The organism is Arthrobacter sp. Y3221087 (assembly GCF_059089905.1).
The window spans coordinates 49,491-75,631 of the sequence record NZ_JBNHFE010000008.1 but is presented as its reverse complement, the minus strand read 5'-3'; the positions used below and the strand labels follow the sequence as shown (position 1 = coordinate 75,631).

Below are 26,141 nucleotides of genomic sequence, written 5' to 3'. Positions count from 1 at the left end.
CGGCACCCGCGCCCTTGGCGTTTAACCCGCTCTGGCCGGATCCCGCATCGGGCTTAGGCAGTCCGATTCCCGCCGTGCCGTCCGGCACCGGTAACCTGCGGGTATGGCGAAGTCCCCTGCACCCTTCAAACTGCAATCGGCCGGCGCCCCATCGAGGCTGGATTCGCGGCCTATTGTTGCGGGCATGGTCACCGCCCTGGTGGGCTTCACCTCATCCTTCGCCGTTGTCCTCGCCGGCCTGAAGGCCGTGGGTGCCGACCCCGCCCAGGCAGCGTCCGGCCTGCTGGCATTGACGCTGGCCGTGGGCCTCGGCGTTGTGCTGCTGGCCTGGCGTTCCAAGGTGCCGGTCACCCTGGCGTGGTCCACGCCCGGGGCGGCGCTGCTTGCCACATCCGGAGCGGCCGACGGCGGGTGGCCGGCCGCCGTCGGCGCGTTCCTTGCCACGGGGGTCCTGATAGCCCTGGCCGGCCTGGTGCCGGCACTGGGCCGGCTGATGGCACGGATCCCGACGTCGCTGGCGCAGGCCATGCTCGCCGGCGTGCTCCTGCAGCTTTGCCTCGCACCGTTCAAGGCCCTGGGCACCGTCCCCCTGCTGGTGGGTCCGGTCATCATCTGCTGGCTGCTGCTGATGAGGTTCGCGCCGCGCTGGGCAGTGCCGGGTGCCCTGCTGGTTGCCCTCGGAGTGATCGCCGTTGCGCTGGCGGCCAGCGGGACAGGCATCCCGCAAACAACTTTGCTGCCCACGCTGGTCTGGACCACCCCGTCGTTCAGCCTGCAGGCCATGGTGGGCATAGCCCTGCCGCTGTTCGTGGTGACCATGGCTTCACAGAATGTGCCCGGGGTGGCAGTCCTGCGCTCCTTCGGGTACGACACACCGTGGCGGCCGGCCATGCTGGTGACAGGCGCGGGCACTGCCCTCGGCGCGTCCTTCGGTGGCCATGCCATCAACCTCGCCGCGCTGAGCGCCGCGCTTGCCGCGGGTGAAGAGGCCGGCCACGACCGGAGCCGGCGGTGGATTGCCGGTGTTACTTCCGGCCTTGCCTATCTGGTCCTGGCTGCATTCTCAGCGGCCCTCGTAACCCTGGTCCACGCCGCGCCCGGGGGGATGCTGGAAGCCGTGGCCGGACTGGCGCTGCTGGGGACCCTGGCCGCCGCAGTCTCCGCGGCACTGGCCGATCCCGAGGACAGGATTGCCCCGTCCGTCACCTTCCTGGCTGCGGCGTCCGGGCTGGCTTTCCTGGGCATCGGCTCGGCATTCTGGGCACTGGCTGCCGGCCTGCTGGTCGGGGCCGTCCTGAAGCCCCGCCTCCCCCGGGCTGCAAGCTAGCCGCTAGGAGGGTTCGTGGTTCTGGCCCTCGCGGGCCAGCGCGGTGAGGCGCGATACGGCACGGAAGTACTTCTTCAGGTAGCCGCCCGTCATCATTTCCTCGGTGAAGAGCTTGTCGAACGGGACGCCGCTGGCAAGGATGGGGACGTCCTTGTCGTAGAGACGGTCGGCGAGGACCACGAACCGCAGCGCCACGGCCTGCTCGGTGATGGTTTCCACGTTGCGCCACACCACGCCGTCGATGCCGTCGATCAGCTGCCGGTAACGGCTGGGGTGCACGCCCGCGAGGTGGTGGATCAGCGTGGAGAATTCGTCCTGGGCCACCGTCTTGCCGTCGAACTCCGCCTTCATGTGCGAGGAGAGTTCGCTGTTCTTCAGGGGCGCCGGCGCGGCTGGCAGCCCGCGGTGCCGGAAGTCCTCGCCGTCGATCCGGATGACGTCGAACTGGTCCGCCAACACCTGGATCTCACGCTGGAAGTCCACCGCTGCGAACCGCCCGTCACCCAGGGAACCAGGCAGCGTATTGGACGTTGCGGCGAGTTTGACGCCGGCATCGGCCAGTTCCCGCATCAGCCGGGACATCAGGACGGTGTCGCCCGGATCGTCCAGTTCGAACTCGTCAATGCAGACCAGCCTGTAGCTGCTGAGTGCGTCCACGGTTTTCCGGAAGGACAAGGCGCCCACCAGGTTGGTGTATTCAACGAACGTGCCGAAGGCCTTGGGGCCGGGGGACGCGTGCCACAGCGAGGCCAGCAGGTGGGTCTTGCCCACGCCGAAGCCGCCGTCCAGGTAGATCCCGGCGCGGGAGTCGTCCTTCTTGCCGAACAGCTTCTTGAACAGGCCGCCGCCGCCGTTGGCCGGGCCCACGCCGTCGGCGAAACCCTGGAGTGCCCGGACTGCCGCGGCCTGGCTCGGCTGCTTGGGGTCCGGACGGTAGCTGGCGAATGACACCTGGCCGAACCGGGGCGAGGGATAGAAGCCCTGGAGGAGTTCATCCACCGAAACTGCCGGGGTGCGGGCGGCAAGCTGTTCGATCTGTACCAAGGTGGTCCGTTCTGCTGGTAGGAGGTCCCCAGAAAGGATACCGGCAATGCGGTGCCCCGCCCGGTTCCCCGGCCTGCTGCCGGCGCGCAGTGATGAAGGCAACATTTCGTCCTGTTAACGGAATACGGACAACGTGCTGGGCGCTGGCTAGTGTGGGAACAGGTCCCGACGCCGGTGCCACTCCAGGTCCAGCGGTCCTCCCGTGTCTCTAATGAAAGGCCATCACCAATGCCCTACCCCGTTGAGCAGAACGAGAAGTTCGCCGCCTACGCCCACCCCGAGCGCCTGGTCTCCACTGAATGGCTTGCTGCAGCCCTTGCAGAGGGTGCCGTGGCCAGCGGCGACCTGGTGGTCGTGGAGTCCGACGAGGACGTGCTCCTGCACGAAACAGGCCACATTCCCGGTGCCGTGAAGATCGACTGGCACACGGACCTGAACGACGAGGTGACGCGCGACTACGTGGACGGAGCCGCCTTCGCCAAGCTCGCGGCGTCGAAGGGCATTTCCCGGGACACAACAGTGGTCATCTACGGCGACAAGTCCAACTGGTGGGCCGCCTATGCCCTGTGGGTCTTCACCCTTTTCGGCCACCAGGACGTCCGGCTGCTCGACGGCGGCCGGGACAAGTGGATTGCCGAAGGCCGGGAACTGACCAAGGACAAGCCCGCACCCGCCGCCGGCAACTACCCCGTGGTGGAGCGCGACGACGCCCCCATCCGTGCATTCAAGGAAGACGTCCTGGCGCACCTGGGCACCGGGCCGCTGATCGACGTCCGCTCCCCCGAGGAGTACACCGGCCAGCGCACGCACATGCCCGCCTACCCGGAGGAAGGCGCCCTGCGCGGCGGTCACATCCCCACTGCCGCCTCCGTCCCCTGGGCACGGGCCGCCGCAGCTGACGGCACCTACCGCAGCCGCGAGGAACTCGAGGCCATCTACCTGGGCGAGGCCGGCCTCACCGCGGGCGACGACGTCGTGGCCTACTGCCGCATCGGCGAGCGCTCCAGCCACACCTGGTTCGCCCTCAAGTACCTCCTGGGCTTCGAGTCCGTCCGCAACTATGACGGCTCATGGACCGAATGGGGCAATGCTGTCCGCGTCCCGATCGTCAAGGGCGCCGAGCGCGGTTCCGTTTCCGTCCCGGCAGGAGTCTGACGCGGACACCGTCCCGCGTAAACTTGGACTGATGACTACTCAAGCCTTGCCCTCCGCCCTGGCGGCCATCGTCGACGACTTCCAGGCCCTCAGCGAACCCGAGAGGCTGCAGCTGCTGCTGGAATTCTCCGAGGGACTGCCGCCGCTTCCGGAGCGGCTGAACGACCATCCCGAGCTCCTCGAGCAGGTGGTGGAGTGCCAGTCGCCGCTGTTCCTTACCATTGAGACGGAGAAGAACGACGGCGGGCAGGCGCCTGCCGTGCGCCTGTACTTCAAGGCCCCGGCCGAGGCTCCCACCACGCGCGGTTTCGCCGGCGTCCTGCATGAGGGGCTTGACGGGCTGTCGCCCCAAGAGATCCTCTCGGTGCCCGACGACATGCCCGAACTTCTCGGCCTCACCAGGGCCATCACGCCGCTGCGGATGCGCGGCATGACGGCAATGCTGGGAAGGATCAAGCGCAAGGTGGCCGCTGCCGGCGGCGTCCGCGCCTGATCCGCGTACCGGTGGCACGCAAGAGCGCTTTCCAGGGAACCCCGGCCACAGCGGCACTGACCGCGGCCGGGGTTCCCTTTGTGCTGCACCCCTATACCCACGATCCCGCGGTGGCCAGCTACGGGACCGAAGCCGCGGAAGTCCTGGGCATCGATCCGGCCCGCGTGTTCAAAACGCTGATGGTCGAGGTGGAGGGAAAGCTGGCGGTGGGGATCGTGCCTGTCAGCGGAAGCCTTGACCTGAAGGCCTTTGCCGCCGCCATGGGGGCGAAGAAGGCGGCAATGGCTGATCCCGCTGCCGCCCAGCGGAGGACCGGTTATGTCCTTGGCGGCATCTCCCCGCTTGGCCAGCGGCTGCCCTCCCCCACTGTGCTGGACTCCAGCGCCCTCACGCTCGAGAGCCTGCTCGTTTCCGGGGGTAAGCGGGGCCTGGATGTCGAACTCGCCCCGGCGGACCTTGTCCGCCTGACCAACGCCGCCACGGCACCCATCAGCTCCCTGGCCTAGGACCGCTTGGGGCAAAACAGTTGCCGGACCGGGGCTACCGGGCACCTGGATTGAGCCGTGGCGCAAGCTGCTGCCGCAGCCACGCTTTCACGAGCCGCTCCCAGCGTTCCGGGTCCACGTTCCATTCCTTCGTGTGGCGGGCCTGGTGGAAGGGTTCGAAGGTGACCATCTCCGGATTCCGTTCCGCCAGCAGCGTGGACGGCTTGTACGGCACATACTCGTCGTCAACGCTGTGGATGATCAGCGTGGGGGTCCTCAGTTCCACGGCGCGGGACACCCAATCCATCTCTTTCAGGTCCACGGGCGCGGCGAGCCCGGTCAGCCGGCGTCCCAGCGGATGCCCGAGCATCAGCTGCCCGTACCGGCCCACCAGGGACGGAATCCGGTTGATTTGCGCATGGTGCGCCAGGACGTTCACCCAGTCGATCACCGGGGCATCGAGCACCATGGCACGGATCAGGTGCCGGTACCGGGACAGGTCGGCGGTCTGCAGGCAGATGGCACCTCCCATCGACCAGCCAAACAGCACGATTTCCTCGGCGCCGTTGGCCAGCGCGTACTCAATGGCGGATTCAATGTCCCGCCATTCCGTGGAGCCCAGGCCATACCGCCCGTCACCGGCCGACGGCGCGAGCCCGTCGTTGCGATAGGAGACCAGCAGGCTGGTCAGGCCGAGTTCCAGCGCCGGGCCCACGGCACGCAGCGCCTCCTGCCGGCTGGCGCCCCGGCCGTGCACCATCACCGCCCACGTCCGGGCAGTGCCACCGGCACGCACCAGCCACGCCGGCGCCTCGCCGCGGTCCACCGGGATCACCACGTCCTCCGCTGGAAGCCCGACGGCGGCCGGGTCCGGGTAGACAGCCCCGCTCCACCAGCCCCAGCGTGCAGTGGAAAGGTCGCCGGCGTACACGGCTTCGACTTCGCGCAGCACTGTCCGCTCCGACGGAGAATAAGACACGATCCGGCCGATCCGCGCGTGCCCCTGGCCGCCGTCGAAGAAGAACCCATACACACCGTCCACGGTTGTGTCATCGGTGGCGGCAAGGATCACCTGCTGTTTCTGGCCGTCCCGGATCACGGCCAGCACCTCCTGGTCCGCGGTCCGCTGCCGGGAGGGGGTGATGACCCGCCGGGCGAAGTAGACCGCCAGGGCCGACGAGCCGGTGGCAAGGAGTCCGGCCAGGGCCCCGCCGCCTATCGCGCCGCCGATGGCCCACTTTGCCCGCGATGACATGCCGCCGGATTCGCTGGCGGGTGATACGGGGACCGGGCCGGTGCGCTGGAAAAGAGCCATGGCACTATTCTTACCGCCCGCGGACGGTAGCCCGCATTCCTGGACCGCGGACGCACCCGGGAGCCGGGCGGTGACCGGGTGCGGCTCCCCGGGCGCAGGGCTAGGCTAAGGCCATGAGCGAACCCATCGTCATCCTGACCGAAGAACCCCTGGGCGCGGACGACCGCGTGAACATCGAACGGCTTGTGGACGGAGCAGAGACACGCCTCCTTGTCCTGGTGCCCGCCAACACCGAGCGGCACCTACTGGTGGATTTCCTCGAGAACCTTTCCCTGCTGGACATTGCCAAGGCTTTCCGGGAACTGACAGCGGGCGCACCTGATCCGGGCACCGAGCGGGCCCACGCGGCGGAAACACTGGCGGCCTCCGTCGCTGCCCTCGAAGGACTGGGCAGCGGCGTTTCAGGTGAGGTGGTGGAGGGCGGAGCGGTTGACGGCCTGGTGGCCAAAGTCCGCGAGACCGGCGCGTCCCAGGCAGTGGTGATCACCCGGCCCCATGCCGTGGCCGACACCTTCCATACGGACTGGGCCAACAAGGCGCAGGACCGGCTGGGCGTGCCCGTGCTGCACCTGTATGCGGGCTCGGGATTTATCGGCGACTCCTGAGCGTTGACAAACGTATGAACATCTTCGGAAACAGCATCTTCGGTAACCGGGCCACCCACGCCGTCGCGGACCCTGCCGCAGTGCAGGACACCGCCCACGAGGAGTCCGCCACGGAAACCGCCGACGGAACCGGCACCGTCCGGAAAAGCGATGCCGAATGGCGGCAGGAACTGACTCCGGAGGAGTTCTACGTCCTGCGGCAGGCCGGCACCGAGCGTCCCTTCACCGGAGAGTACTGGGACACGCACACGGCGGGCACCTACCAGTGCCGCGCCTGCGGGACGGAACTGTTCACCAGCAACGAGAAGTTCGACTCCCATTGCGGCTGGCCGTCCTTCTGGGCTCCGCTGGCTGAGGGGAAGGTCCGCTACATCCATGACCGCACCCTTGGCATGGACCGCGTGGAAGTCCGCTGCGGAACCTGCGACTCCCACCTTGGCCACGTCTTTGAGGGCGAAGGCTATGGCACACCCACGGACCAGCGCTACTGCATCAATTCCGTCTCCCTGAAGCTGGTTCCGCGGGAAGAACCGCAGGTCAGCGGCGGAATCCCCGAGGCCTGATCCCCCAGCACCAGGAGGGCTCGGGCCCTCCGGTTCAGCCCCGAGCAACAGTTTTTCTTGGGGTAGACCGCTTTTCAGATTAGTTCTTCTGGTTGCTTGCTACGCTCCCCATAGACAGCAAGCAACCAGAAAGGCAGCCGACGATGACCGAAGTCCTGACCACCGCCGTGACCGGAATCTCCGCCACTAACCCGGACTGGCTCCGGCTCAAGGCCGCGGCCGCGGCACTCCAGCTCCTGCAGGCGCAGGACGGTTCAATCCCCGACACGGCAGCGCATGCCGCGGCTTCCGCTTCCGTTGACGAGATCATCGCCGCGGTCCGGGCCCTGGCCCCCGCGTTCCCGCACGACGCCGCATACCTCGATGCTGCCTGCAGTGACTTCGCAGCGTGGCAGGCCGGCGGGTTCGGTGTGCCCGATTTCCTGAACTCCCTGCTCGCCTTCCAACCACAGGAGCAGCGCCGCGACGGCCTGCAGCACCTGGTCATCTTCCCCATGTACACGCAGAACGGCAGCAGCAGCCGCCTCGTGGAAGCAGTCCTCATCGAGGTCATCTGGCCGGAATTCATCGCCGGCCTGGAAAGCGGAGACTACTCCAACAAGCTGTTCGTCCCCATCCGCTTCCTGGACTTCACCGCCGGCTATGACACCAACTCCGCCGTCCTCTTCCCCGAAACCGTTGCCGTCAGCGAAACCCCCACCTTCACGTGGGGCGCAATCTTCGCCGACCGGGAAGCAGCCCGCTTCCGCCGCGTCCTGAAGGCGGCCGCCGGGATCACCTGCCTGGACCTGCCCGAAGGTGCCGCGGACATGCTCGCCGACCAGGACCTCACGGAGGCCACCTTCGTGATGTGGGACCTGATCCACGACCGCACCCACATGCGCGGCGACCTGCCCTTCGACCCGTTCATGATCAAGCAGCGCATGCCGTTCTTCCTGTACTCCCTGGAAGAGCTCCGCTGCGACCTGACCGCCTTCCGCGAGTCCGTGCGGATCGAGCAGGACGAGAACGCGGATCCGGAGGCACGCCGGCACGCGAAGCTGGTGCAGTACGCCATCATCTTCGACCGCATCTTCCGCTTCGCCATCACTGGCAGCCGCGTCCGCAACTACGACGGCCTGGGCGGACAGCTCCTTTTCGCGTGGCTGCACCAGCACCACGTCCTCCACTGGACCGACACCCGGCTCACCATCGACTGGGATGAAGTGGCTGACGCCGTCATTGCCCTCGGCACCGCCATTGATGACCTGTACTGGCGCTCCATCGACCGGCCCAAGACCGCGCACTGGCTGGCCGCCTATAAGCTGATCTCCGCGACCGTCACCCCGAATCCGGCGTCAGTCTGGGCCAAGGGACCGGAGGCGCTGCCCCTCGCGGGTCCGCCGCGGGGCCTCACCGACCAGGTGCTGGACGACGAGTTCCCGCTGTCCATGTTCTACGAGGCATTGGAAAAGAAAATGCGCCCCGTTATCGAATCCACCGCCGGCATCACCGGCAGCTCCGCACTGTGAGCAGCCCCCGGAACGGCGAACTACCGCTGAACGTCCTGATCACGGGCGGCAGCGGCGCCTCCGGCGTGGCCGTGGCCCGCGCGCTCCACCAGGCCGGCTGCCGGGTCTTCACGGTCGGCTCGGACCGGCACCGGATTGAGGCAGCGGCACAGCAGGCGGGCGACGGCGTCACCCCCCTGGTGTGCGACCTTGCCAGGCTCAACGACGTCCGGCGGCTGCGGGAGGAAGTTTCCGCAGCCGCGGGGCCGGTGGACGCGGTGATCCACCTGGTGGGCGGCTGGCGTGGCGCCTCCGGCATCCCGGACCAGTCCGACGAGGACTGGGACTTCCTGCACCAGGGCGCAGTCACCACACTGCGCAATGTCTCCCGCGTGTTCTTCGATGACATCGCCGCCTCGGGCAACGGCAGGTTCGTTATGGTCTCCTCCACGGCCCTTGACCAGCCCACGGCAGGTGTGGCCAGCTATGTCGCAGCCAAGGCGGCCGCTGAAGCCTGGACCATGGCGATGGCAGACGGCTTCCGCAAGGTGGACGGCGGGCAGGCTGCCGCCGTCGTGCTGGTGGTGAAGGCCCTGGTGGACGAAGGCCTTCGGCGCAGCCACCCGGAACGCTCCTTCCCAGGGGCCACGGACGTGGAGGAGCTGGCGGCCGCCGTCGTCCGGCTCTTCAAGGCGCCCGCGGACGAACTGAACGGCACGCGCCTCCGGCTGGCCGGCCAGCCGCCGCAGTGACTGTACCTAGACTGAAAGCGTGAGCAAAAGCATGACAGCAACAACGGCAGAAATCGGGCACGCGGCGCGGCTGCACGATCCCGGCATGCGCGGCTTTGCCTCGGACAACTACTCCGGCGCCCACCCCGAGGTCCTCGCGGCCCTCGCCGCCGCGAACGGCGGGCACCAGGTCTCCTACGGGGAGGATGACTACACGGCACGGCTGGAAGAACTGATGGCGGAGCACTTCGGGCCAGGCATCGAATGCTTTCCCGTCTTCAACGGGACCGGTGCCAATGTCCTGGCCCTGCAGTCGCTGCTGCCGCGCTGGGGCGCCGTGGTGTGCGCCTCCACCGCGCACATCAACATGGACGAGAACGGCGCCCCCGAGCGGATCGGCGGCATCAAGCTGCTGCACGTCCCCACCCCGGACGGCAAGCTGACGCCCGAACTGATCGACCGCGAGGCCTGGGGTTGGGGCGACGAACACCGCGCCCAGCCGCTCGCCGTCTCCATCACCCAGACCACCGAGCTTGGCACCTGCTACACCCCGGAGGAAGTCCGCGCCATCGCGGACCATGCCCACGCGCGGGGCATGAAGCTGCACATGGACGGCGCCCGGCTGGCCAACGCCGCCGCCCACCTGCAGGTTCCGCTGCGGGACTTCACCCGGGATGCCGGCGTGGACATCCTCTCCTTCGGGGGCACCAAGAACGGCCTGCTGTTCGGCGAAGTGGTGGTGGCACTCAACCCGGAGGCCGCCCACGGGCTGGTCTACCTCCGCAAGATGAACATGCAGCTGGCCTCCAAGATGCGGTTCCTGTCCGCCCAGTTCATCGCCCTCCTCGAGGGCGGCCTCTGGCTGCGGTCGGCCTCGCATGCCAACGCCATGGCTGCCCGCCTGCGCGCCGCCGTCGACACCATCGACGGCGTCCGGCCCACCCAGAAAACCGAATCCAACGGCGTCTTTGCCGTGCTGCCCCCAGGCGTGGCAGACAGGCTCCGCACGTCCTTCCGGTTCTACGACTGGAACGAGGCCGCCGGGGAAGTCCGCTGGATGTGCTCCTTCGACACCACCGAGGAGGATGTTGATGCCTTCGCTGCCGCAATCCGCCACGAACTCCGCGATTACCGGAGCGGGCAGGGCACCTAGGCCTCCGGTGACGGCGAGCCTTCCCGTTCTGCCTTGGCCTGTTGCGTAATCTGCCAAGGTGAACGCACTTGACCAGGTTCCCCCGGATTTTCTCCACGCCTTGGGAACCCTCAGGAAAGCCCAGTGCCGCAAGGAACTCCGCCTCGCGGAAATTCCCGCGCCCGCGCGCCTTGCGCCCTTCGCCGTCGCCCTGGGAGCAGAAGTCATGGCGCCCGGTGCCGCCACTCCTGCCACTCCCCTGCACGGACCCGCCGCCATGGCCCTGGCGGCCGCGGCGGGTTCCGGGAACGACTCCGAAACGGAGCTGGCAACCGGGCGGTTCATCCTGCTCCACGACCCCGAGGGCTCGGCCGTCTGGGATGGCGAATTCCGGATCGTGACCTACATCAGGGCCGAACTGGAGCCAGAGATGGGCAACGACGAAATGCTCGGAACGGTGGCCTGGACCTGGCTGGTGGAAGCGCTGGAGAACCACAAGGCGCCCTACCGGGCAGCGGGCGGCACGGCCACGCGGGTCCTGTCCGAAAGCTTCGGCACCCTCGCTGAACGTCCGGGGTCCATCGACATCGAGCTCCGGGCGTCGTGGACCCCGGCGTCCTCCGACGTCACTGCCCACCTTGAAGCGTGGTCCGACATGGTGTGCACGTTCGCCGGGCTGCCTCCGCTGCCCGACGGCGTGACGCCCCTGCCGCATCGGCGCCGCAACTAGTGCGCGCGCACCGCTGCCGGCGTGCAGGCAGGCCGCCTTTCCGGGGCTGCCCGGTAAACTAAGGGCATCATGACCCCTAACATTCCGGAAAACACCACGGCCGGCGTCCCGGCTGCTGATACCGCACCCCACATCACGGTGGAAGGCTTCGACAGCCCCATCCCCGAAATCATCGAGCTGGCAGCACCCCGGGAGGGCGTACCGCTGGTTATCGAAACCCAGGCCGGGCTGGAGCGGTGCGCCGCCGCCATTGCTGCCGGCACGGGCCCCGCGGGGGTTGACGCCGAACGCGCTTCCGGTTTCCGTTACGGGCAGCGGGCGTTCCTGGTCCAGATCCGCCGCGAAGGCGCCGGCACCTGGCTGATCGATCCCGAACCCTTCGAGAACCTCACCATCATCAATGACGCCCTCCGCGGCGTCGAATGGATCCTCCACGCGGCCACCCAGGACCTGCCCTGCCTCCTGGAGCTGGGCATGTGGCCGGACAAGCTCTTCGATACCGAACTCGCCGCACGCCTGGCGGGCCTGCCCCGGGTTGGCCTGGCCGCGGTCATCGAGCAGCTCCTGGGATTCAGCCTCGCCAAGGAACATTCGGCAGCGGACTGGTCCACCAGGCCCCTGCCGGAACCCTGGCTCCGCTACGCCGCCCTCGACGTCGAGGTGCTCAGCGAGCTGCGTGAAGAGCTGGTGGAGCTGCTGGAAGCCGACGGGAAGCTCGGGTACGCCGAGCAGGAGTTTGCCGCCATCCTCGCTGCCGGCGTGGCCCCGCCCCGGGTTGATCCCTGGCGGAAGACCTCCGGCCTGCACCAGATCCGGGACCGCCGCCAGCTCGCCGCCGTCCGGGAGCTGTGGCTGGAACGCGACTCCCTGGCACAAAAACGGGACGTGGCACCGGGACGGCTGATTCCCGACTCCGCCCTGGTGGCGGCCGCGAAGGCCATGCCCGCCACCGTGCCGCAACTGCTGGGCACCAAGGGATTCCATGGCAGGGCAGCACAACGGGAGGCTCCACGCTGGCTGCGGTGCATTGCCGCCGCCCGGGACCTCGAGGAACTGCCTCCGCTGCACCTGGCGACGAACGCCCCGCCCCCGCCCCGCGTCTGGGCGGACCGCGACCCGGATGCCGCCGCGCGGCTGGCCACGGCCCGGCCCCTGCTGCAGGAAAAGGCCGAACAGTTGAACCTGCCGCTGGAGAACCTCCTGACCCCTGATTTCCTCCGGCGGGTGGCATGGCGGCCGCCCGCCCACATCAGCGAGGCGTCCGTGGCTGCCGAGCTGCGAGCCCTGGGCGCACGGGACTGGCAGGTGGAACTCACCGCGCCGCTGATTGCCGGCGCCTTCCTCAATCCGCAGCCGCTGCCGCCCAAGGAACCCAAAGCCGCCGTGGCAGCAACCGGGGAATGAGGGCGGGACGGTGGCCTTGCGGGCGAAGTTACCGGTGAGTAACATCTGGGATACATCCCCGTCCTAAGGAGCCCCGTCATGAGCGCCGCAGACTTTTCCGATTTCGCCAGCTTGTTCCCCGACGAGACCGTCACCCACTCCACCGTCCGGGACGTCGACCTGCCCGGCGCGGCCGGCACGTTCGCCCTCATCACCCTGGACAACGGGCTGGACGCCTCCAAGCCCACAACCCTGGGACCGAACACCCTGGTGGAACTCGGCACCGTGCTCGAGGGACTGCGGACACGGGTGGCGAACGGGGAGATCGCCGGCGTCGGCATCACGGGCAAGTCCTCCTACTTCGTTGCCGGCGCGGACCTTTCGGCGGTGAAATCCCTGGCGAAGCGCGAACACGGACTGTGGATGGCACAGCTTGGCCATGAGGTGTTCCGGACCCTTGCCAACCTGGGGGTTCCGAGCTTTGCGTTCGTCAACGGCCCGGCCTTGGGCGGCGGCCTCGAGGTGGCCCTGCAATCCACGTACCGGACGGTCTCGGCGGGCGCCGGAGCGCTGGCGCTGCCGGAAGCGTTCCTCGGGCTGGTGCCGGGCTGGGGCGGCGTCTACCTCCTTCCCCGCCTGATCGGCCCGGAACGCGCAGTCCAGGTCATGATCGAGAACCCGCTCAGCAACAACCGGACGCTGACCGGCGCCCAGGCCTTCGACCTTGGCATGGCGGACGCCCTCTTCGGCCCGGACAACTTCCTGGAGCAGTCCCTGGCCTGGGCTGCGGGAGTCATCACCGGGGAGGTTGTTCCGGAACGCCCCAACGCCGTCGACCCTTCCGCGCCCGACACCGCCGCCCGGTGGGTCGCCGCGGTGGCGACAGGCCGGCAGTTCGTCACCGCAAAGACCTCGGATGCGGCTCCCGCCCCGGGCAAGGTCCTTGACCTGCTCGAAGCCAACCGCACCCTGGGCCAGGCGGAATCCGCCGCGCTGGAATGCGAGACCCTGGCGGAGCTGATGCAGACGGATGAGTTCCGGGCAACGGTCTACGCTTTCCTCGACCTCGTCCAGAAGCGCTCCAAGCGCCCGGCCGGCGCCCCGGACCGGAGCCTGGCCCGGCCGGTCGCCAAGGTGGGCGTGGTGGGTGCCGGACTGATGGCCAGCCAGCTGGCGCTGCTCTTCGCCCGCCAGCTCAAGCTCCCCGTGGTCATGACGGACATCGACCAGGCCCGGGTGGACAAAGGTGTTGGCTACGTCCATGCCGAGGTGGACAAGCTGCTGGCAAAGGAGCGCATCAGCCCTGATGCCGCGGCACGGACCAAGGCGCTGGTCACCGGTTCCGTGTCCAAGGAAGCCTTCGCCGACGCCGACTTCGTCATCGAGGCCGTCTTCGAGGAGCTGGGCGTCAAGAAGCAGGTGTTCGCCGAGCTGGAGGGCATCGTCCGGCCCGATTGCATCCTGGCCACCAACACGTCCTCGCTGTCAGTCACCGCCATGGCCGAGGACCTGCAGCATCCTGAGCGCCTGGTGGGGTTCCACTTCTTCAACCCGGTGGCCGTGATGCCGCTGCTGGAGATCGTCCGTGCCCCGCGGACCGGGGACGAGGTCCTCGCCACCGCGTTCGAGCTCGCCAGGACCCTCAAGAAAACGGGAGTGCTGGTCAAGGATGCTGCCGCCTTCGTGGTCAACCGGATCCTGCTCCGGCTGATGGGCGAAGTGACCGCGGCCTTCGACGAAGGGACGCCCGCGGAGGTGGCTGACAACGCCCTGCGCCCGATGGGCCTGCCGATGACCCCGTTCACGCTGCTCGCGATGGTGGGACTTCCGGTGGCCCAGCACGTCCAGGAGTCCCTGAACGCTGCTTTCGGCAGCCGCTTCCCCGTCTCCGCCAACCTGCAGAAACTCATCGACAACGGCGTCAAGGGCCTCTGGGAAACGGCTCCGGACGGGACCCGCGCCATCCCCGGGTCCACCATGGCACTGATGTCCTTCGGCACCGCACCGTCCTCAGGTGAAGAGGTGCTGCGGCGCACCCAGGACGCCCTTGCCGAGGAGATCGGCCTGATGCTGGACGAGGGCGTGGTGGCCGGCCCCGAAGACATCGACCTCTGCATGATCCTGGGCGCCGGCTGGCCCCTGTTCCTCGGCGGCATCACCCCCTACCTGGACCGCGTGGGGGCATCGGAGCGGGTCAACGGCAGGCGCTTCCTGCCGCCGGGCGTGGCATCAAGCCCGGCCGCAGCGGCTTAGGCGGTACGTCAGGCTTCCGCCAGCCGGCCGCCGTCGAGCGCCAGGATGCGGTGCGCCACTTGCCGCGCGTATGCCAGGTCATGCGTGACAAGCACGACGGCGGCGCCCTCCTCCGCTGCGGACCGGACGGCAGCGTCGAGGACCGCCAGGCCCGCGCCGTCGAGCGCCACCGTTGGTTCGTCGAGCGCCAGGACGGCCGGCCTGCGGGCGAGGGCCGTGGCAACGGCCAGCAGCCGTTTGCCGGATGCGGGCAATTCCGCGGGATGCGCCTGCGCCTCGCCCTCCAGCCCGACGGCGGCCAGCGCCGCCTCCGCCCGCTCCCCCGCCGCGGCCCGGCCGACATGCCGGTCCAGGCCGAACCGGACCTCGCGCAGGGCGCTCCGCTCGAACAGCTGGTCCCGTGGTTGCTGGAAGAGAATTCCAACGGATGCCGCGATGCTGCCCACGGGTCGCGGTGCAATGTCGTTGCCCCGAACCAGTACTGACCCGCTTCCCGGCCTGAGCAGGCCGTTGAAGTGCCGCAGGAGGGTTGACTTGCCCGCACCGTTGGGACCCGTAATGGCCACCACCTCACCCGGGTGGACAGCCAGGTCTATGCCCTGCAGTACCGGGGACGGGAGGCTGCCGGCAGCAAAGTCCTGGCCTGGCCTGCGCCTGAAGCCCCGTCTGCGCTCTACATCGTTCCGGTAGCCGAAGGTCACGTTCCGAAGTTCCAGGGCCGGGGCCGTGCTGCCGCTGCGGCGGGAAATCGCGGTTTCCCGCGGCGGGGCCTCGTGCGGCCGCCGGATTCCCGCCGGCAGGGCACCGCCCGCCTGGAAATGGGCGGGCGGTCCGCTGGCGCTGACTGTCCCTTCCGCCAGGACAACCCACGTTGCGGCGTCCAGCAGCGGGGCGTCGAGCACCTGGCTCAGGATGACGACGGCGGTTCCGGCCGCGGTCAGGCGGCGCACCAGCACCTCCACTTCCCTGACACCCGGGGCGTCGAGGGAGGCGAACGGCTCGTCCATGACCAGCACCGGCGGACGGGTGATGATGGCACAGCCGATGGCCAGCCGCCGCAGCTGGCCGCCGGAGAGCCGGGCAGGATCCCGTTCCAGCAGTCCGGTGAGCCCGAGCAGGCCAGCAGTGTGTTCCACCGCCGCCCGCATGTCCTCCCGGTCCATCCCGGCGTTTTCCAGGCCGAACGCGAGTTCCTCCGCTACCGTTGCCTTGACCGTGGACAGGATGGCAGACGCATCCTGCGGGACGAACCCCGCCTGCCGGCCCCACTGCGCCGGATCGATCCGCGGATCTGCGGCGCTCCCGTCAAACTCCAGCCGCTGCCCGGCCAGTTCCAGGAATCCTGCCAGCACGCCACCCGTAGCCGGGGACAGCCAGCCGGCAAGAAGTTTGCCAAGCGTCGTCTTGCCGCTGCCGGAAGTGCCCAGGACTGCGGTGAGTGTTCCCGGGGCGAGTTCCAGATCCACGCTGGAAAGGACCGGTGCGCCGCCGCCGTGGTAGGCGAAGCTGCGGATGCCTGCTGCCAGCACCGGGCGGAGAAGGTGGTGCACGTCAGTTCCCCTCTGCGTAGTGCCACAGGCGCACGGCAACCGCGGCCGCAGCGGCAAGCACCAGCACCAGGCGCAGGACCCGTTGCGGCAGCGAATCCGGCACGACCCGGTAGCTGGTGCGGGGCCCGGTGCTGCTGAAGCCGCGGGCCTCCAGGGCAGCGGCCCGGGTTCCGGCGTCCTCCACCAGTGACAGGACCAGCGGGACAGCCTGGAGGCGGAAGGCGGCTGCCCGGTGCAGGAGCCCGCGCCGGATCACCAGACCGCGGGATTCCTGGGCCTGCCTGATCCGCCCGGTGCGGGCAGCGATGGCCGGCAGCAACGTGAGGGTGGAGGCGAGCACGAACCCGAACCGGCCACGGATGCCGCGCGCGGACAGGGCCGCCACCAGGTCCGGGACGTTGACGCTGCAGGAGTAGGCCAGCAGGACGAGGACCACCGCGGACAGCTGGGCCGCCCGCTCGAGCGCGAAGGACAGACCCTCTGCCGTGACGCGGACCGGACCCCACTGGGCGAGAACCGTCAGCCCCTCCGGAAAGGACAGCCCGTGCACAATCAGCAGGGACAACCCCAAGGGCAGCAGCACGGCGGCGGCAGCGGGCAGCATCCGGCGGGCGGTGCCCGCCACCACCGAGAGCGTCAGCGCAGCGGCGGACACGGCGACGGACAGCGGAAGGCTCGCCGCCGCCGTCGTGATCACTGCTGTGCTGCCGGCCGCTGCCAGTCCGCTCAGCGGATGAATCCGCACGGGTATGCCTAGGACGCCTGACCCGGCCCCGGCACCGTCGCTTCGGTCCGCGTTGCTTCCGACGCGGGAGCCTTGCCGGCCAGCACGCGGTGCCGGCGGACAAACGGGAACTGCTGGCTGGCGCGGCGCGGCAGCGCGTAGACCAGCACAGCCACCACGGTAAAGACGATGGCCTTGTCCATGGGATCCGAAATGAGTGCCTGCTTGGTGATGGCGGCCAGGAGGGTATCGCCCATCGAGCGGAAGGCGCTGACGATCGCACCCGTGGCCACCCCGGAGGTGCCGCCGAACACGAAGGCCGCAACCGGGGCGGACACTACGCCACCGATGATCCCGGTGGCGAAGCCGGCAACGGGCGCGAGGTAGAAGCGGCGGAACAGGCCGTACCGCGCGGCCAGCCCGGCGAGGCAGCCGATCAGTGCGGCCCCGGCGGCGAAGGGAAGCACTGTGGGGTTGAAGAAGGACCAGACGATGCTGCTGAGGGCGCCGGTGGCGGCACCGGCTGCCGGTCCTGCCAGGACGGCGATCAGGACGGTGCCGATCGCGTCCAGGTAGAACGGGACCAGGGTGCTGCCCACGAACTGGCCGAGGACGATGTTCAGGACCAGGGCCACCGGGATCAGCACCACCGTGGAGGCCGGAAGTGTGGGGAGGATGGCGACGATCAGCAGGACAGCCCCGGCCAGGAAGCCGGACAGGGCGACCAGGGCCGCTGCGCTGCCGGGGCCGCCGGTGATGTCGGCAGGCTGGTTGAGCACCAGGTAGATGTAGGTGGCGGCGATGGCCAGGCCGCCGAGGATTTCCAGCAGCCGGCGCCTGCGGGCGGCAGCGGGAGCTGGAGACGGCAACGTCAGGGAGGGCGATGACATGGGGTTCCTTCTGGGGTGCGGCACTTCAGGGCCCGGAAAATGCCGGGCCGTGCGGGACGCCGCCTATGTCACCTCGGCAGCAGCTGCGCCGGATGAATCAACCGGCGGGCCGGGGACCATTCTACCGGTGGTGGAGTATTTCAGCCCAGCCTGGCTGCGAGGCCGCCGACGGTGGATACCAGTTCGCGGAAGGCCTGCTCCGGGTTGTTGCCGGAGACGATCCTGGCGTTGGGTTCGATGCCCCACAGGCCGCGGAAGTCGGCAACCGTTGTTCCGGCGAAAAGCGGCGATTCCGCCTCAACGTCCACGGTAGCCGGCCGGGCCGTGTACTCCAGCGTTCCCGCCGCCACGCCGGCGGCGAAGAAGTCATGGACGTGGGCAAGGTAGCCCTGGTCGTAACGCCGATGGAACTCGAAGTAGAACCGCAACGCATCGGACAGGTGCCTGATGATCCCGTTGTCCGAGGTGCTCCGCTGCCCTTCCGGCTGGTCCGGGAGCACCAGTTCGGGGACGGCGGCGCCTGCCGCTTCCGCCAGCCGCCGGACATGCTCCGGCCGCATCTCGATGCGTTCTGTCGTGTCCAGCGAGCACACCACGGGAAGCTTTTCCATGGCCCGCCCACGGTAAGCGGCGTAGACCTCCTTCGCCGCGTGCGGGTCCACGTGGGTGTTCCATTCCGCGGTAGGCGTGGTGTTGCCCTGGTAGTAGAAGCAGCCGCCCATGATCACCACACCGGCCAGGAGCTCCGGCAGGTCCGGCTCCTTGCGGAGTGCCAGCGCAAAATTGGTCAGCGGTGCAGTAACCAGGGCCGTCAACTCCCCCGGCCGTGCCTTGGCATGTTCAATCCAGAGGTCGACGGCGTGGCGCGGCGACACCCGCCCTTCCGGTTCCGGCAGGACGGCGTGGCCGATGCCCTGGGGTCCGTGAGTCTCAGGGGTGGTCAGCAGCGGTATGGACAGCGGCCTGCGCGCACCGATGGCCACTTCCACCCCGTGCCGGCCGCACAATTCGAGGAGCGCGAGGGTGTTGCGCGCCACCTGGTCCGCATCGACGTTGCCGGGTGTTGCCGTCACCGAGACGAACTCCGTGTCCGGCAGGGCCGCGAGGTAGGCAACGGCCAGTGCGTCGTCGATGCCGGTATCGACGTCCAGGAGGTAGGCGGGCATGGCGGCCTAGAAGAGTGCCACTTTGGGGACTGCGGGGAAGATCCCGTCCAGTTCCTGCAGGTCGGCTTCGGTGGGGATCCAGTCGGCAGCCGCGGCGTTCTGCCGGACCTGGTCCGGCCGGGTGGCGCCGGCGATGACGCTGGCCACCGACGGCTGGGCGGCAAGCCAGGAGAACGCGACGTCGATTTCGGTGAGCCCGCGTTCCTTGGCGAAGCGGCTGAACCGTCCGAGCTGCTCCCAGTCGGCGTCGTGCACCATGTGGGTCCGCGTGTGGCTGAGCCGGGAGCCTTCGGGGGCGTGCCCGGGCGAGTACTTGCCGGTAAGCAGGCCGTTGGCCAGCGGGAAATACGGCAGGACCCCCAGGCCAAATTCCTCGGCAGCCGGTGTCACTTCCAGTTCCGCCCGCCGGTCCAGGAGGTTGTAGTGGTTCTGGGTGGAAATGAAACGGGCGCCGCCCAGCTCCCGCGCCACGTACTCGGCCTGCGCGATCTGCCAGCCGGCACGGTTGGAGTGGCCGAGGTAGCGGACCTTGCCGCTGGTGACCAGCGCATCGAGGGCGGACAGTGTCTCGTCGATGGGGGTCAGCGGGTCCGGAGTGTGGAACTGGTAGAGGTCGATCCAGTCCGTGCCGAGCCGCCGCAGCGAAGCCTCCACCGCCTGGATGATGTAGCGCCGTGAGCCGCGTGCTCCGAAGTCGGGGCCGTTGGCGCCCTTCATGTCCATGCCGAACTTGGTGGCCACCACCACGTCGGCGCGGCGGCTGCCCAGGGCCTTGCCCAGCATTGTCTCGCTGAGCCCCGGCTCCCGGCCGTAGGTGTCGGCGACGTCGAACAGGGTGATCCCGGCGTCGAGCGCAGCGGAGACCACGGCGTCGGTGGCTTCCTGCGATTCGGTGGCGGTGTTGGCGCGGCCGAGGTTGTTGCAGCCCAGGCCGACCGTGGAGACCGTCAGCCCTGATTTTCCGACGCGGCGGTAGGTGGTCAAGGAAACTCCTAAAGGCTGAACGTGGTGGCGGACTTAGCGGAGTGCTTCACTTTGAACTTGTCCGGTTCCTTGAACGGGGCCGCGGCGATGGTGAGCTTGGTGAAGTCCAGGTCCTCGCCGCGGGCGCAGACCTTGATGGCGTTGGCGGCCTTGTTGGCGTCCGGGCAGAGGCAGAAGATGTTGAGCTTGAAGTCAGTGAATTCGGACCGGTCCACGGTGCCGAGGCCGCGCCACGCGAGGTGGCTGACCAGGGCATCTTTCGCCTTCTCCTCCAGGAACCGGTCGCGTTCGGTGCCTTCCCTGGTCTTCAGGGAAAACTGCGCCACCACCCAGAACTGCTCCTCGTCCGGAATCTCCGCGTAGCCGTCCTCGGCGCACTGCACGGCGAAGGCGTCCAGCAGCGCATCGGCGGCCGCGGCGTCTGCGACGTCCGTCTCTTCGGTCTTGCTCTGGTGCCCCACCACGCCGAAGTTCATCACGAACTGGCTGTACTCCTCGTCGAACCAGGCCTCCCGGAAGTGGAGGACGCCCTCGTCGTCGCGCTTGTAGACCCTGACAATCCCGCTCATTTGCGTCCCTCCGTGAACCATTCGACGTCGGTGCCGTCAAAGGGTGCCTGCTGTGCCTTGACGGCCCGGTATAGTTCGTCCGCTGCGGCCTGGATGTCTCCGATGAGCCGTTCGGGGTAGTTCATGGACATACTGTGGTGGGCGAACTCGTCCTGGTCGTCGATGAAGACGCCCCGGTCCGCGGTCCGGATGACGTCCAGGTCCATGTCGATGACGTGGAACTCGGTGACGGCCGGCCGGATGTCCGTCCATTCGTGTCCTACTGCCAGGTCCACGTAAACCCGTACCCCGTTCGGATGGGCCGAGTCGTAGAACGTGGCAACCCAGTCCCCCTGTCGCGGGACCAGCAGGACGGCGTCGGACCGGGTGTAGAACGCGGCGCCCGGGCGCGAGCAGAACTCGTTGGTGCCCTGGAAGATCCACCAGCCGTGCCGGTCCTCGCCAAGGTAGCGCCCCGGCACCACCCAGTGGGCCTTGCCGTTCCATTTCCGGTTCCGGGACACCACCAGCTGGCCGGGCTGGAGGCCGCTGGGGACCCTCGTTGTAGTGGTGTGCATGACCGGTCCGGACTCCCCCGTTGCGCCCGGAATTTTCAGCGCATCCTCTTCCCTCACAGGATCGGAAGGCTGCCGGTGGTGGGGTGTTGTTGCCCCGGCAGCGGGCGCGCGAACGGGACCTTCGTCCCCAAAACCTGCGCGACGACGTCGTGCGTAATCTGCTGGGCAGTGAGCCCCACACGCTCCAGGACCTGGCTGCGGCTGCCGTGGTCCAGGAACTCGACCGGCAGGCCGACCTCGTTCAGGGCAGTGTCCACCCCGGCCGCGCGCATCTCCTGGCGGATGCGCGAGCCCACGCCGCCGGCGCGTACGCCGTCCTCGATGCAGACCACCAGCCGATGGTGGGAGGCAAGGGCGATGATGGAGCGGCGGACGGGAAGGGCCCAGCGCGGATCCACCACCGTGGTGCTGATGCCCTGCGCGCCAAGCCTGTTGGCCACGTCGAGGGCCAGCTCGGCCATGGCGCCGACGCTGACGATCAGCACATCGTTCTCCGTGGACCCCGAAGGACGGCGGGCCAGGATGTCCACACCGTCGCTGAGCCGTTCAAGTGCTTCAACCTCGGCCCCGACAGAGCCCTTGGAGAAACGGACAACGCTGGGAGCGTCACTGATGGCGATGGCCTCACGGAGTTCCTCCCGCAGCCGTGTGGCGTCGCGGGGAGCAGCCAGGTGGAGTCCGGGTACCACCTGGACCATGGCCATGTCCCACATGCCGTGGTGGCTGGCGCCGTCCGGACCAGTGACGCCGGCGCGGTCCAGGACGATGGTGACCCCTGCCTTGTGCAGGGCAACGTCCATGAGCAGCTGGTCGAAAGCGCGGTTGAGGAAGGTGGCATAGACAGCCACCACGGGGTGCAGGCCGCCGAAGGCCATGCCCGCCGCGGAGGTGAGGGCATGCTGCTCGGCGATGCCGACGTCGATGACGCGGTCCGGGTGCTTGGCGGCGAACTTGTGCAGGCCTACCGGGATGAGCATGGCTCCGGTGATGCCCACCACGTCCTGCCGTTCGTCGGCGATGGCGGCGATCTCGTCGGCGAAGACCGAGGTCCAGGACTTGGCGCCGGCTTTCCCGGTGGGTTCGCCGGTTTCCGGGTCGATGATGCCGACGGCGTGGAACTGGTCCGCCTCATGCGCGCGGGCTGGGGCGTAACCGTGCCCCTTTTCCGTCATGGCGTGCACGATGACCGGGCCGTTGTAGTGCTTGGCGGTGGCGAGGGCATGCTCCATCGCCTGGAGGTTGTGGCCGTCCACGGGCCCGATGTACTTCATGCCGAGGTCCTCGAACATGCCCTGCGGAGCCCACCAGTCCTTGATGCCCTTCTTCATGGCATGCAGGCTCTTGTAGGTGAACTGGCCCACCGGGCCGCCGTCCTGGAGCTTTTTCTTCCACCAGTCCAGCGCCACCTCATAGGCGGGGGCGGTGCGGAACGAGTCGATGGTGGGCCGCAGCGAGGCCAGGTAGTCCGCGAATCCGCCCACCGTGGGGGCATATGACCGGCCGTTGTCGTTGACGACGATGACCACCCGGCGCTTCTTGTCCGCGGCGATGTTGTTGATGGCCTCCCAAGCCATCCCACCTGTCAGTGCCCCGTCACCGACGACGGCGACGACGTGCCGGTCGCCTTCCCCGGTCAGCTGGCGGGCACGGGAGATTCCGTCCGCCCAGGACAGTGAGGAGGAAGCATGCGAGCTTTCCACGATGTCGTGCTCGGACTCGGCACGGGACGGGTAGCCGGACAGTCCGCCTTCCTGGCGGAGGGTGGTGAAGTCCTGGCGTCCGGTGAGCAGCTTGTGGACATACGACTGGTGGCCGGTGTCAAAGACAATGCTGTCACGCGGCGAGTCGAAGATGCGGTGCACGGCGAGGGTCAGCTCCACCACGCCAAGGTTTGGCCCGAGGTGACCGCCCGTCTGGGAAACGTTTGTGATCAGGAATTCCCTGACCTCCGAAGCCAGCTGCTTGAGCTGTTCTTCGGTCAACTCGTTCAGGTCCTGCGGATTCCGGATGGTGTCCAAGATTCCCAATGACCCCTCCTTCAGGTGGTAGACGTGCCGTTTAACTCTAACGCCTTGGTCCACGGGACCGGACGCGCCTGCACAGCCGAAGCCCCGGCTGGTCCGTGACCGGCCGGGGCTTCGGGAGATGCTGCCTGCTGGGCAGTTCCCGCTAGTTCGCGGAAATCTGGCGCAGCACGTACTGCAGGATGCCGCCGTTGCGGTAGTAGTCCGCTTCACCCGGGGTATCGATGCGCAGCACGGCGTCGAACGTGGTGGCGGAACCGTCTTCGGCGGTTGCCGTGACCTTGAGGGTCTTGGGCGTGGTGCCTTCGTTCAGGGCCGTGACGCCCTCAACGGAGAACGTCTCCGTGCCCGTCAGGCCCAGCGACGCGGCGGACTCGCCGGCCGGGAACTGCAGGGGCAGGACACCCATGCCGATGAGGTTGGAGCGGTGGATGCGCTCGTAGCTTTCGGCGATGACGGCCTTGACGCCCAGCAGGGCGGTACCCTTTGCTGCCCAGTCGCGGGAGGAGCCGGAACCGTACTCCTTGCCGGCCAGGACCACCAGCGGGGTGCCGGCTGCCTGGTAGTTCTGCGCTGCGTCGTAGACGAACGCCTGCGGGCCGCCTTCCTGGGTGAAGTCGCGGGTGTAGCCACCTTCGACACCGTCCAGGATCTGGTTCTTGATGCGGATGTTCGCGAACGTTCCGCGGATCATCACCTCGTGGTTACCGCGGCGGGAACCGTAGGAGTTGAAGTCCTTGCGCTCGACGCCGTTGGCCAGCAGGTACTGGCCGGCAGGGGTGTCGGACTTGAAGGAACCGGCCGGGGAGATGTGGTCGGTGGTGACCGAGTCGCCCAGCTTCAGCAGGACGCGCGCGCCCGTGATGTCCTTGACCGGCTCCGGCTGCGCCTGCATGCCCTCGAAGTACGGGGGCTTGCGGACGTAGGTGGAGTTCGGATCCCAGGCGAAGGTGTCGCCTGCCGGCGTGTCCAGTGCCTTCCAGCGATCGTCGCCGTCGAAGACGCCTTCGTAGCCCTTGGCGAACATTTCCTTGTCGATCGAGGAGTCGATGACCTGCTGGACCTCGACCGGGTTGGGCCAGATGTCCTTCAGGAAGACGTCGTTGCCGTCGGTGTCCTGGCCCAGGGCATCGGTTTCGAAGTCGAAGTCCATGGAACCGGCCAGGGCGTAGGCGATGACCAGCGGCGGGGAGGCCAGGTAGTTCATCTTGACGTCCGGGTTGATGCGGCCTTCGAAGTTGCGGTTGCCCGAGAGCACCGCGGCGACGGCGAGGTCGTTGGCCTGGACAGCCTCGGAAATCTCGGCTTCCAGCGGGCCGGAGTTGCCGATGCAGGTAGCGCAGCCGTAGCCCACGATGTAGAAGCCGAGCTTCTCCAGGTAGGGGGTCAGGCCGGACTTCTCGTAGTAGTCGGTGACCACCTTGGAGCCGGGGGCGACGGAGGTCTTGACCCACGGCTTGGCGGTCAGGCCCTTTTCGACGGCGTTGCGTGCCAGCACAGCGGCGGCGAGCATCACGGACGGGTTGGACGTGTTGGTGCAGGAGGTGATGGAGGCGATGGTGACAGCACCGTGGTCCAGCTCGAACTCGCGTCCGTCAGCCATCTTGACCGGCACCGGGCTGGAGATGCGTCCGGCGCCGCCGTGCGCTGCCGAGTACTTCGGCGGTTCGCGGTCGGTGTCGGAGACGTGGGTCGCTCCGGCGGTGAAGGACGGGGCGTCGGAGGCCGGGAAGCTTTCCTCAAGGGACTCGTCCAGGGTGCCGGCATCGGCGTCGTGGGAAACGTAGTTCTTGAGGTCGTGGCGGAACTCGTCCTTGGCCTCGGTGAGCTCGATGCGGTCCTGCGGGCGCTTGGGGCCTGCGATGGACGGAACAACGGTGGAGAGGTCCAGTTCCAGGTACTCGGAGAACTTGATGTCGCGGGACGGATCGTGCCAGAGGCCCTGCTCCTTGGAGTAAGCCTCCACGAGGGCAACGTTCTGCTCGGAGCGGCCGGTGAGGCGCAGGTAGTCCAGGGTGACGTCGTCGATGGGGAACATCGCGGCGGTGGAACCGAATTCCGGGCTCATGTTGCCGATGGTGGCGCGGTTTGCCAGCGGCACAGCGGCGACGCCCTCACCGTAGAACTCGACGAACTTGCCCACAACACCGTGCTTGCGCAGCATTTCGGTAATGGTGAGCACCACGTCGGTGGCGGTGGCGCCGGCCGGGATGCTGCCGCTGAGCTTGAAGCCGACGACGCGCGGGATGAGCATGGAGACGGGCTGGCCGAGCATGGCTGCCTCGGCTTCAATGCCGCCAACGCCCCAGCCGAGCACGCCCAGGCCGTTGACCATGGTGGTGTGCGAGTCGGTTCCGACGCAGGTGTCGGGGTAGGCGCGGAGGGCGCCGTCAACTTCGCGGGTCATGACGGTGCGGGCCAGGTATTCGATGTTGACCTGGTGCACGATGCCGGTTCCCGGCGGGACCACCTTGAAGTCGTCGAACGCGGTCTGGCCCCAGCGCAGGAACTGGTAGCGCTCACCATTGCGCTGGTATTCGATCTCCATGTTGCGCTCCAGCGCACCGGAGTTGCCGAAGGCGTCGATCTGGACCGAGTGGTCGATGACCATTTCGGCCGGTGCCAGCGGGTTGACCCGCTTGGGGTCGCCGCCCAGTTCCTTGACCGCTTCGCGCATCGTCGCCAGGTCAACCACGCAGGGAACGCCGGTGAAGTCCTGCATGATCACGCGTGCCGGCGTGAATTGGATTTCAGTATCAGGCTGGGCATTCGGGTCCCAGCCGGCCAAGGCGCGGACGTGATCGGCAGTGATATTCGCGCCGTCCTCGGTCCTCAGCAGGTTTTCAAGCAATACCTTGAGGCTGAACGGAAGGTTTTCTGCACCTTCAACGGAGTTCAACCGGAAAATTTCATACTCGGTTCCGGCTACATTAAGTTTGCCTTTTGAACCGAAGCTGTCCACAGTGCTCAT

23 protein-coding genes are annotated in these 26,141 nt (G+C 68.1%); 12 read left to right on the top strand and 11 right to left on the bottom strand.

All coding sequences use genetic code 11. The features are described from left to right. The first annotated feature begins 103 nt into the window (after positions 1 to 103). A complete protein-coding gene (locus AC5RUO_RS17865) occupies positions 104 to 1,327 on the top strand; it encodes a benzoate/H(+) symporter BenE family transporter (RefSeq protein WP_494104206.1) in 1,224 nt (407 codons plus the stop codon). A gap of 3 nt (positions 1,328 to 1,330) precedes the next feature. Here AC5RUO_RS17865 and zapE read toward each other — a convergent pair whose 3' ends face one another. Further along, positions 1,331 to 2,371, bottom strand: coding sequence for a cell division protein ZapE (gene zapE, locus AC5RUO_RS17860; protein WP_494011051.1), 1,041 nt, complete (start codon positions 2,369 to 2,371; stop codon positions 1,331 to 1,333). A gap of 228 nt (positions 2,372 to 2,599) precedes the next feature. Here zapE and AC5RUO_RS17855 point away from each other — a divergent pair, with 228 nt between their 5' ends. From AC5RUO_RS17855 to ybaK, 3 genes are read left to right on the top strand one after another with little or no spacing between them, the layout of a single operon-like run. After that, on the top strand, positions 2,600 to 3,526 hold the full coding sequence (locus tag AC5RUO_RS17855; protein WP_494104205.1) for a sulfurtransferase: 927 nt from the start codon (positions 2,600 to 2,602) through the stop codon (positions 3,524 to 3,526). Positions 3,527 to 3,557: 31 nt separating this feature from the next. Further along, positions 3,558 to 4,019 (top strand): SufE family protein, encoded by a 462-nt coding sequence (locus tag AC5RUO_RS17850; protein ID WP_494011049.1) that lies wholly within the window; start codon positions 3,558 to 3,560, stop codon positions 4,017 to 4,019. Between the two features lie 11 nt (positions 4,020 to 4,030). Further along, positions 4,031 to 4,525: a Cys-tRNA(Pro) deacylase gene (ybaK, locus tag AC5RUO_RS17845; RefSeq protein ID WP_494011048.1), complete on the top strand. Its 495-nt coding sequence runs from the start codon at positions 4,031 to 4,033 to the stop codon at positions 4,523 to 4,525. A 34-nt stretch (positions 4,526 to 4,559) separates the two neighbouring features. On the opposite strand, the gene AC5RUO_RS17840 is transcribed toward ybaK, so the two are convergent. Continuing rightward, positions 4,560 to 5,819: an alpha/beta hydrolase family protein gene (locus AC5RUO_RS17840; protein ID WP_494011047.1), complete on the bottom strand. Its 1,260-nt coding sequence runs from the start codon at positions 5,817 to 5,819 to the stop codon at positions 4,560 to 4,562. Positions 5,820 to 5,932: 113 nt separating this feature from the next. On the opposite strand from AC5RUO_RS17840, the gene AC5RUO_RS17835 reads away from it, so the two are divergent. The 8 genes from AC5RUO_RS17835 to AC5RUO_RS17800 all read left to right on the top strand — a co-directional run bounded on the left by AC5RUO_RS17835 (position 5,933) and on the right by AC5RUO_RS17800 (position 14,706). Then, on the top strand, positions 5,933 to 6,424 hold the full coding sequence (locus tag AC5RUO_RS17835; protein WP_494011046.1) for a hypothetical protein: 492 nt from the start codon (positions 5,933 to 5,935) through the stop codon (positions 6,422 to 6,424). Between the two features lie 14 nt (positions 6,425 to 6,438). After that, positions 6,439 to 6,987, top strand: a complete 549-nt coding sequence (msrB, locus tag AC5RUO_RS17830; RefSeq protein WP_494011045.1) for a peptide-methionine (R)-S-oxide reductase MsrB — start codon at positions 6,439 to 6,441, stop codon at positions 6,985 to 6,987. Between the two features lie 143 nt (positions 6,988 to 7,130). Continuing rightward, positions 7,131 to 8,498 carry a DUF6421 family protein gene (locus AC5RUO_RS17825; protein WP_494104204.1) on the top strand — a complete coding sequence of 456 codons (1,368 nt, stop codon included), beginning with the start codon at positions 7,131 to 7,133 and terminating at the stop codon, positions 8,496 to 8,498. Next, positions 8,495 to 9,229, top strand: a complete 735-nt coding sequence (locus AC5RUO_RS17820) for an SDR family NAD(P)-dependent oxidoreductase (protein ID WP_494104203.1) — start codon at positions 8,495 to 8,497, stop codon at positions 9,227 to 9,229. The genes AC5RUO_RS17825 and AC5RUO_RS17820 overlap by 4 nt, the downstream gene beginning before the upstream one ends. Positions 9,230 to 9,260: 31 nt before the next feature. Further along, on the top strand, positions 9,261 to 10,361 hold the full coding sequence (locus tag AC5RUO_RS17815) for a threonine aldolase family protein (protein WP_494104242.1): 1,101 nt from the start codon (positions 9,261 to 9,263) through the stop codon (positions 10,359 to 10,361). Positions 10,362 to 10,419: 58 nt separating this feature from the next. Next, positions 10,420 to 11,070, top strand: coding sequence for a DUF3000 domain-containing protein (locus tag AC5RUO_RS17810; protein WP_494011042.1), 651 nt, complete (start codon positions 10,420 to 10,422; stop codon positions 11,068 to 11,070). Positions 11,071 to 11,139: 69 nt separating this feature from the next. Continuing rightward, positions 11,140 to 12,474, top strand: coding sequence for an HRDC domain-containing protein (locus tag AC5RUO_RS17805; RefSeq protein ID WP_494011041.1), 1,335 nt, complete (start codon positions 11,140 to 11,142; stop codon positions 12,472 to 12,474). 78 nt (positions 12,475 to 12,552) lie between these two features. Then, on the top strand, positions 12,553 to 14,706 hold the full coding sequence (locus AC5RUO_RS17800; RefSeq protein WP_494104202.1) for a 3-hydroxyacyl-CoA dehydrogenase NAD-binding domain-containing protein: 2,154 nt from the start codon (positions 12,553 to 12,555) through the stop codon (positions 14,704 to 14,706). 8 nt (positions 14,707 to 14,714) lie between these two features. Here the strand turns inward: AC5RUO_RS17800 and AC5RUO_RS17795 are convergent, their stop codons facing one another. The 9 genes from AC5RUO_RS17795 to AC5RUO_RS17755 form a co-directional block, all read right to left on the bottom strand. After that, positions 14,715 to 16,256, bottom strand: a complete 1,542-nt coding sequence (locus AC5RUO_RS17795) for an ABC transporter ATP-binding protein (protein ID WP_494104201.1) — start codon at positions 16,254 to 16,256, stop codon at positions 14,715 to 14,717. Position 16,257: 1 nt separating this feature from the next. After that, positions 16,258 to 17,001: an energy-coupling factor transporter transmembrane component T gene (locus AC5RUO_RS17790; protein ID WP_494104200.1), complete on the bottom strand. Its 744-nt coding sequence runs from the start codon at positions 16,999 to 17,001 to the stop codon at positions 16,258 to 16,260. 8 nt (positions 17,002 to 17,009) lie between these two features. Continuing rightward, on the bottom strand, positions 17,010 to 17,870 hold the full coding sequence (locus AC5RUO_RS17785; RefSeq protein ID WP_494011037.1) for an ECF transporter S component: 861 nt from the start codon (positions 17,868 to 17,870) through the stop codon (positions 17,010 to 17,012). Positions 17,871 to 18,010: 140 nt separating this feature from the next. Beyond that, the gene (locus tag AC5RUO_RS17780; protein ID WP_494011036.1) at positions 18,011 to 19,036 is read right to left on the bottom strand and encodes a nucleoside hydrolase; all 1,026 of its coding nucleotides are present in this window, start codon (positions 19,034 to 19,036) and stop codon (positions 18,011 to 18,013) included. 6 nt (positions 19,037 to 19,042) lie between these two features. After that, positions 19,043 to 20,020, bottom strand: a complete 978-nt coding sequence (locus AC5RUO_RS17775) for an aldo/keto reductase (protein ID WP_494104199.1) — start codon at positions 20,018 to 20,020, stop codon at positions 19,043 to 19,045. Positions 20,021 to 20,028: 8 nt separating this feature from the next. Next, positions 20,029 to 20,589: a hypothetical protein gene (locus AC5RUO_RS17770; RefSeq protein ID WP_494104198.1), complete on the bottom strand. Its 561-nt coding sequence runs from the start codon at positions 20,587 to 20,589 to the stop codon at positions 20,029 to 20,031. Continuing rightward, the gene (locus AC5RUO_RS17765; protein WP_494104197.1) at positions 20,586 to 21,146 is read right to left on the bottom strand and encodes a DUF402 domain-containing protein; all 561 of its coding nucleotides are present in this window, start codon (positions 21,144 to 21,146) and stop codon (positions 20,586 to 20,588) included. Before AC5RUO_RS17765 ends, AC5RUO_RS17770 begins: the two co-directional genes overlap by 4 nt. Positions 21,147 to 21,199: 53 nt before the next feature. Continuing rightward, positions 21,200 to 23,173: a 1-deoxy-D-xylulose-5-phosphate synthase gene (dxs, locus tag AC5RUO_RS17760; RefSeq protein WP_494104196.1), complete on the bottom strand. Its 1,974-nt coding sequence runs from the start codon at positions 23,171 to 23,173 to the stop codon at positions 21,200 to 21,202. Between the two features lie 142 nt (positions 23,174 to 23,315). Then, on the bottom strand, positions 23,316 to 26,141 hold the full coding sequence (locus AC5RUO_RS17755) for an aconitate hydratase (protein WP_494011031.1): 2,826 nt from the start codon (positions 26,139 to 26,141) through the stop codon (positions 23,316 to 23,318).

Coding starts and splice junctions, on each gene's coding strand:
- AC5RUO_RS17865 (WP_494104206.1), top strand. CDS start 104: ATGGCGAAGTCCCCTGCACCCTTCAAACTGCAATCGGCCGGCGCCCCA.
- AC5RUO_RS17855 (WP_494104205.1), top strand. CDS start 2,600: ATGCCCTACCCCGTTGAGCAGAACGAGAAGTTCGCCGCCTACGCCCAC.
- AC5RUO_RS17850 (WP_494011049.1), top strand. CDS start 3,558: ATGACTACTCAAGCCTTGCCCTCCGCCCTGGCGGCCATCGTCGACGAC.
- AC5RUO_RS17840 (WP_494011047.1), bottom strand. CDS start 5,819: ATGGCTCTTTTCCAGCGCACCGGCCCGGTCCCCGTATCACCCGCCAGC.
- AC5RUO_RS17835 (WP_494011046.1), top strand. CDS start 5,933: ATGAGCGAACCCATCGTCATCCTGACCGAAGAACCCCTGGGCGCGGAC.
- msrB (WP_494011045.1), top strand. CDS start 6,439: ATGAACATCTTCGGAAACAGCATCTTCGGTAACCGGGCCACCCACGCC.
- AC5RUO_RS17825 (WP_494104204.1), top strand. CDS start 7,131: ATGACCGAAGTCCTGACCACCGCCGTGACCGGAATCTCCGCCACTAAC.
- AC5RUO_RS17815 (WP_494104242.1), top strand. CDS start 9,261: ATGACAGCAACAACGGCAGAAATCGGGCACGCGGCGCGGCTGCACGAT.
- AC5RUO_RS17805 (WP_494011041.1), top strand. CDS start 11,140: ATGACCCCTAACATTCCGGAAAACACCACGGCCGGCGTCCCGGCTGCT.
- AC5RUO_RS17800 (WP_494104202.1), top strand. CDS start 12,553: ATGAGCGCCGCAGACTTTTCCGATTTCGCCAGCTTGTTCCCCGACGAG.
- AC5RUO_RS17785 (WP_494011037.1), bottom strand. CDS start 17,870: ATGTCATCGCCCTCCCTGACGTTGCCGTCTCCAGCTCCCGCTGCCGCC.
- AC5RUO_RS17780 (WP_494011036.1), bottom strand. CDS start 19,036: ATGCCCGCCTACCTCCTGGACGTCGATACCGGCATCGACGACGCACTG.
- AC5RUO_RS17770 (WP_494104198.1), bottom strand. CDS start 20,589: ATGAGCGGGATTGTCAGGGTCTACAAGCGCGACGACGAGGGCGTCCTC.
- AC5RUO_RS17765 (WP_494104197.1), bottom strand. CDS start 21,146: ATGCACACCACTACAACGAGGGTCCCCAGCGGCCTCCAGCCCGGCCAG.
- AC5RUO_RS17755 (WP_494011031.1), bottom strand. CDS start 26,141: ATGAGCACTGTGGACAGCTTCGGTTCAAAAGGCAAACTTAATGTAGCC.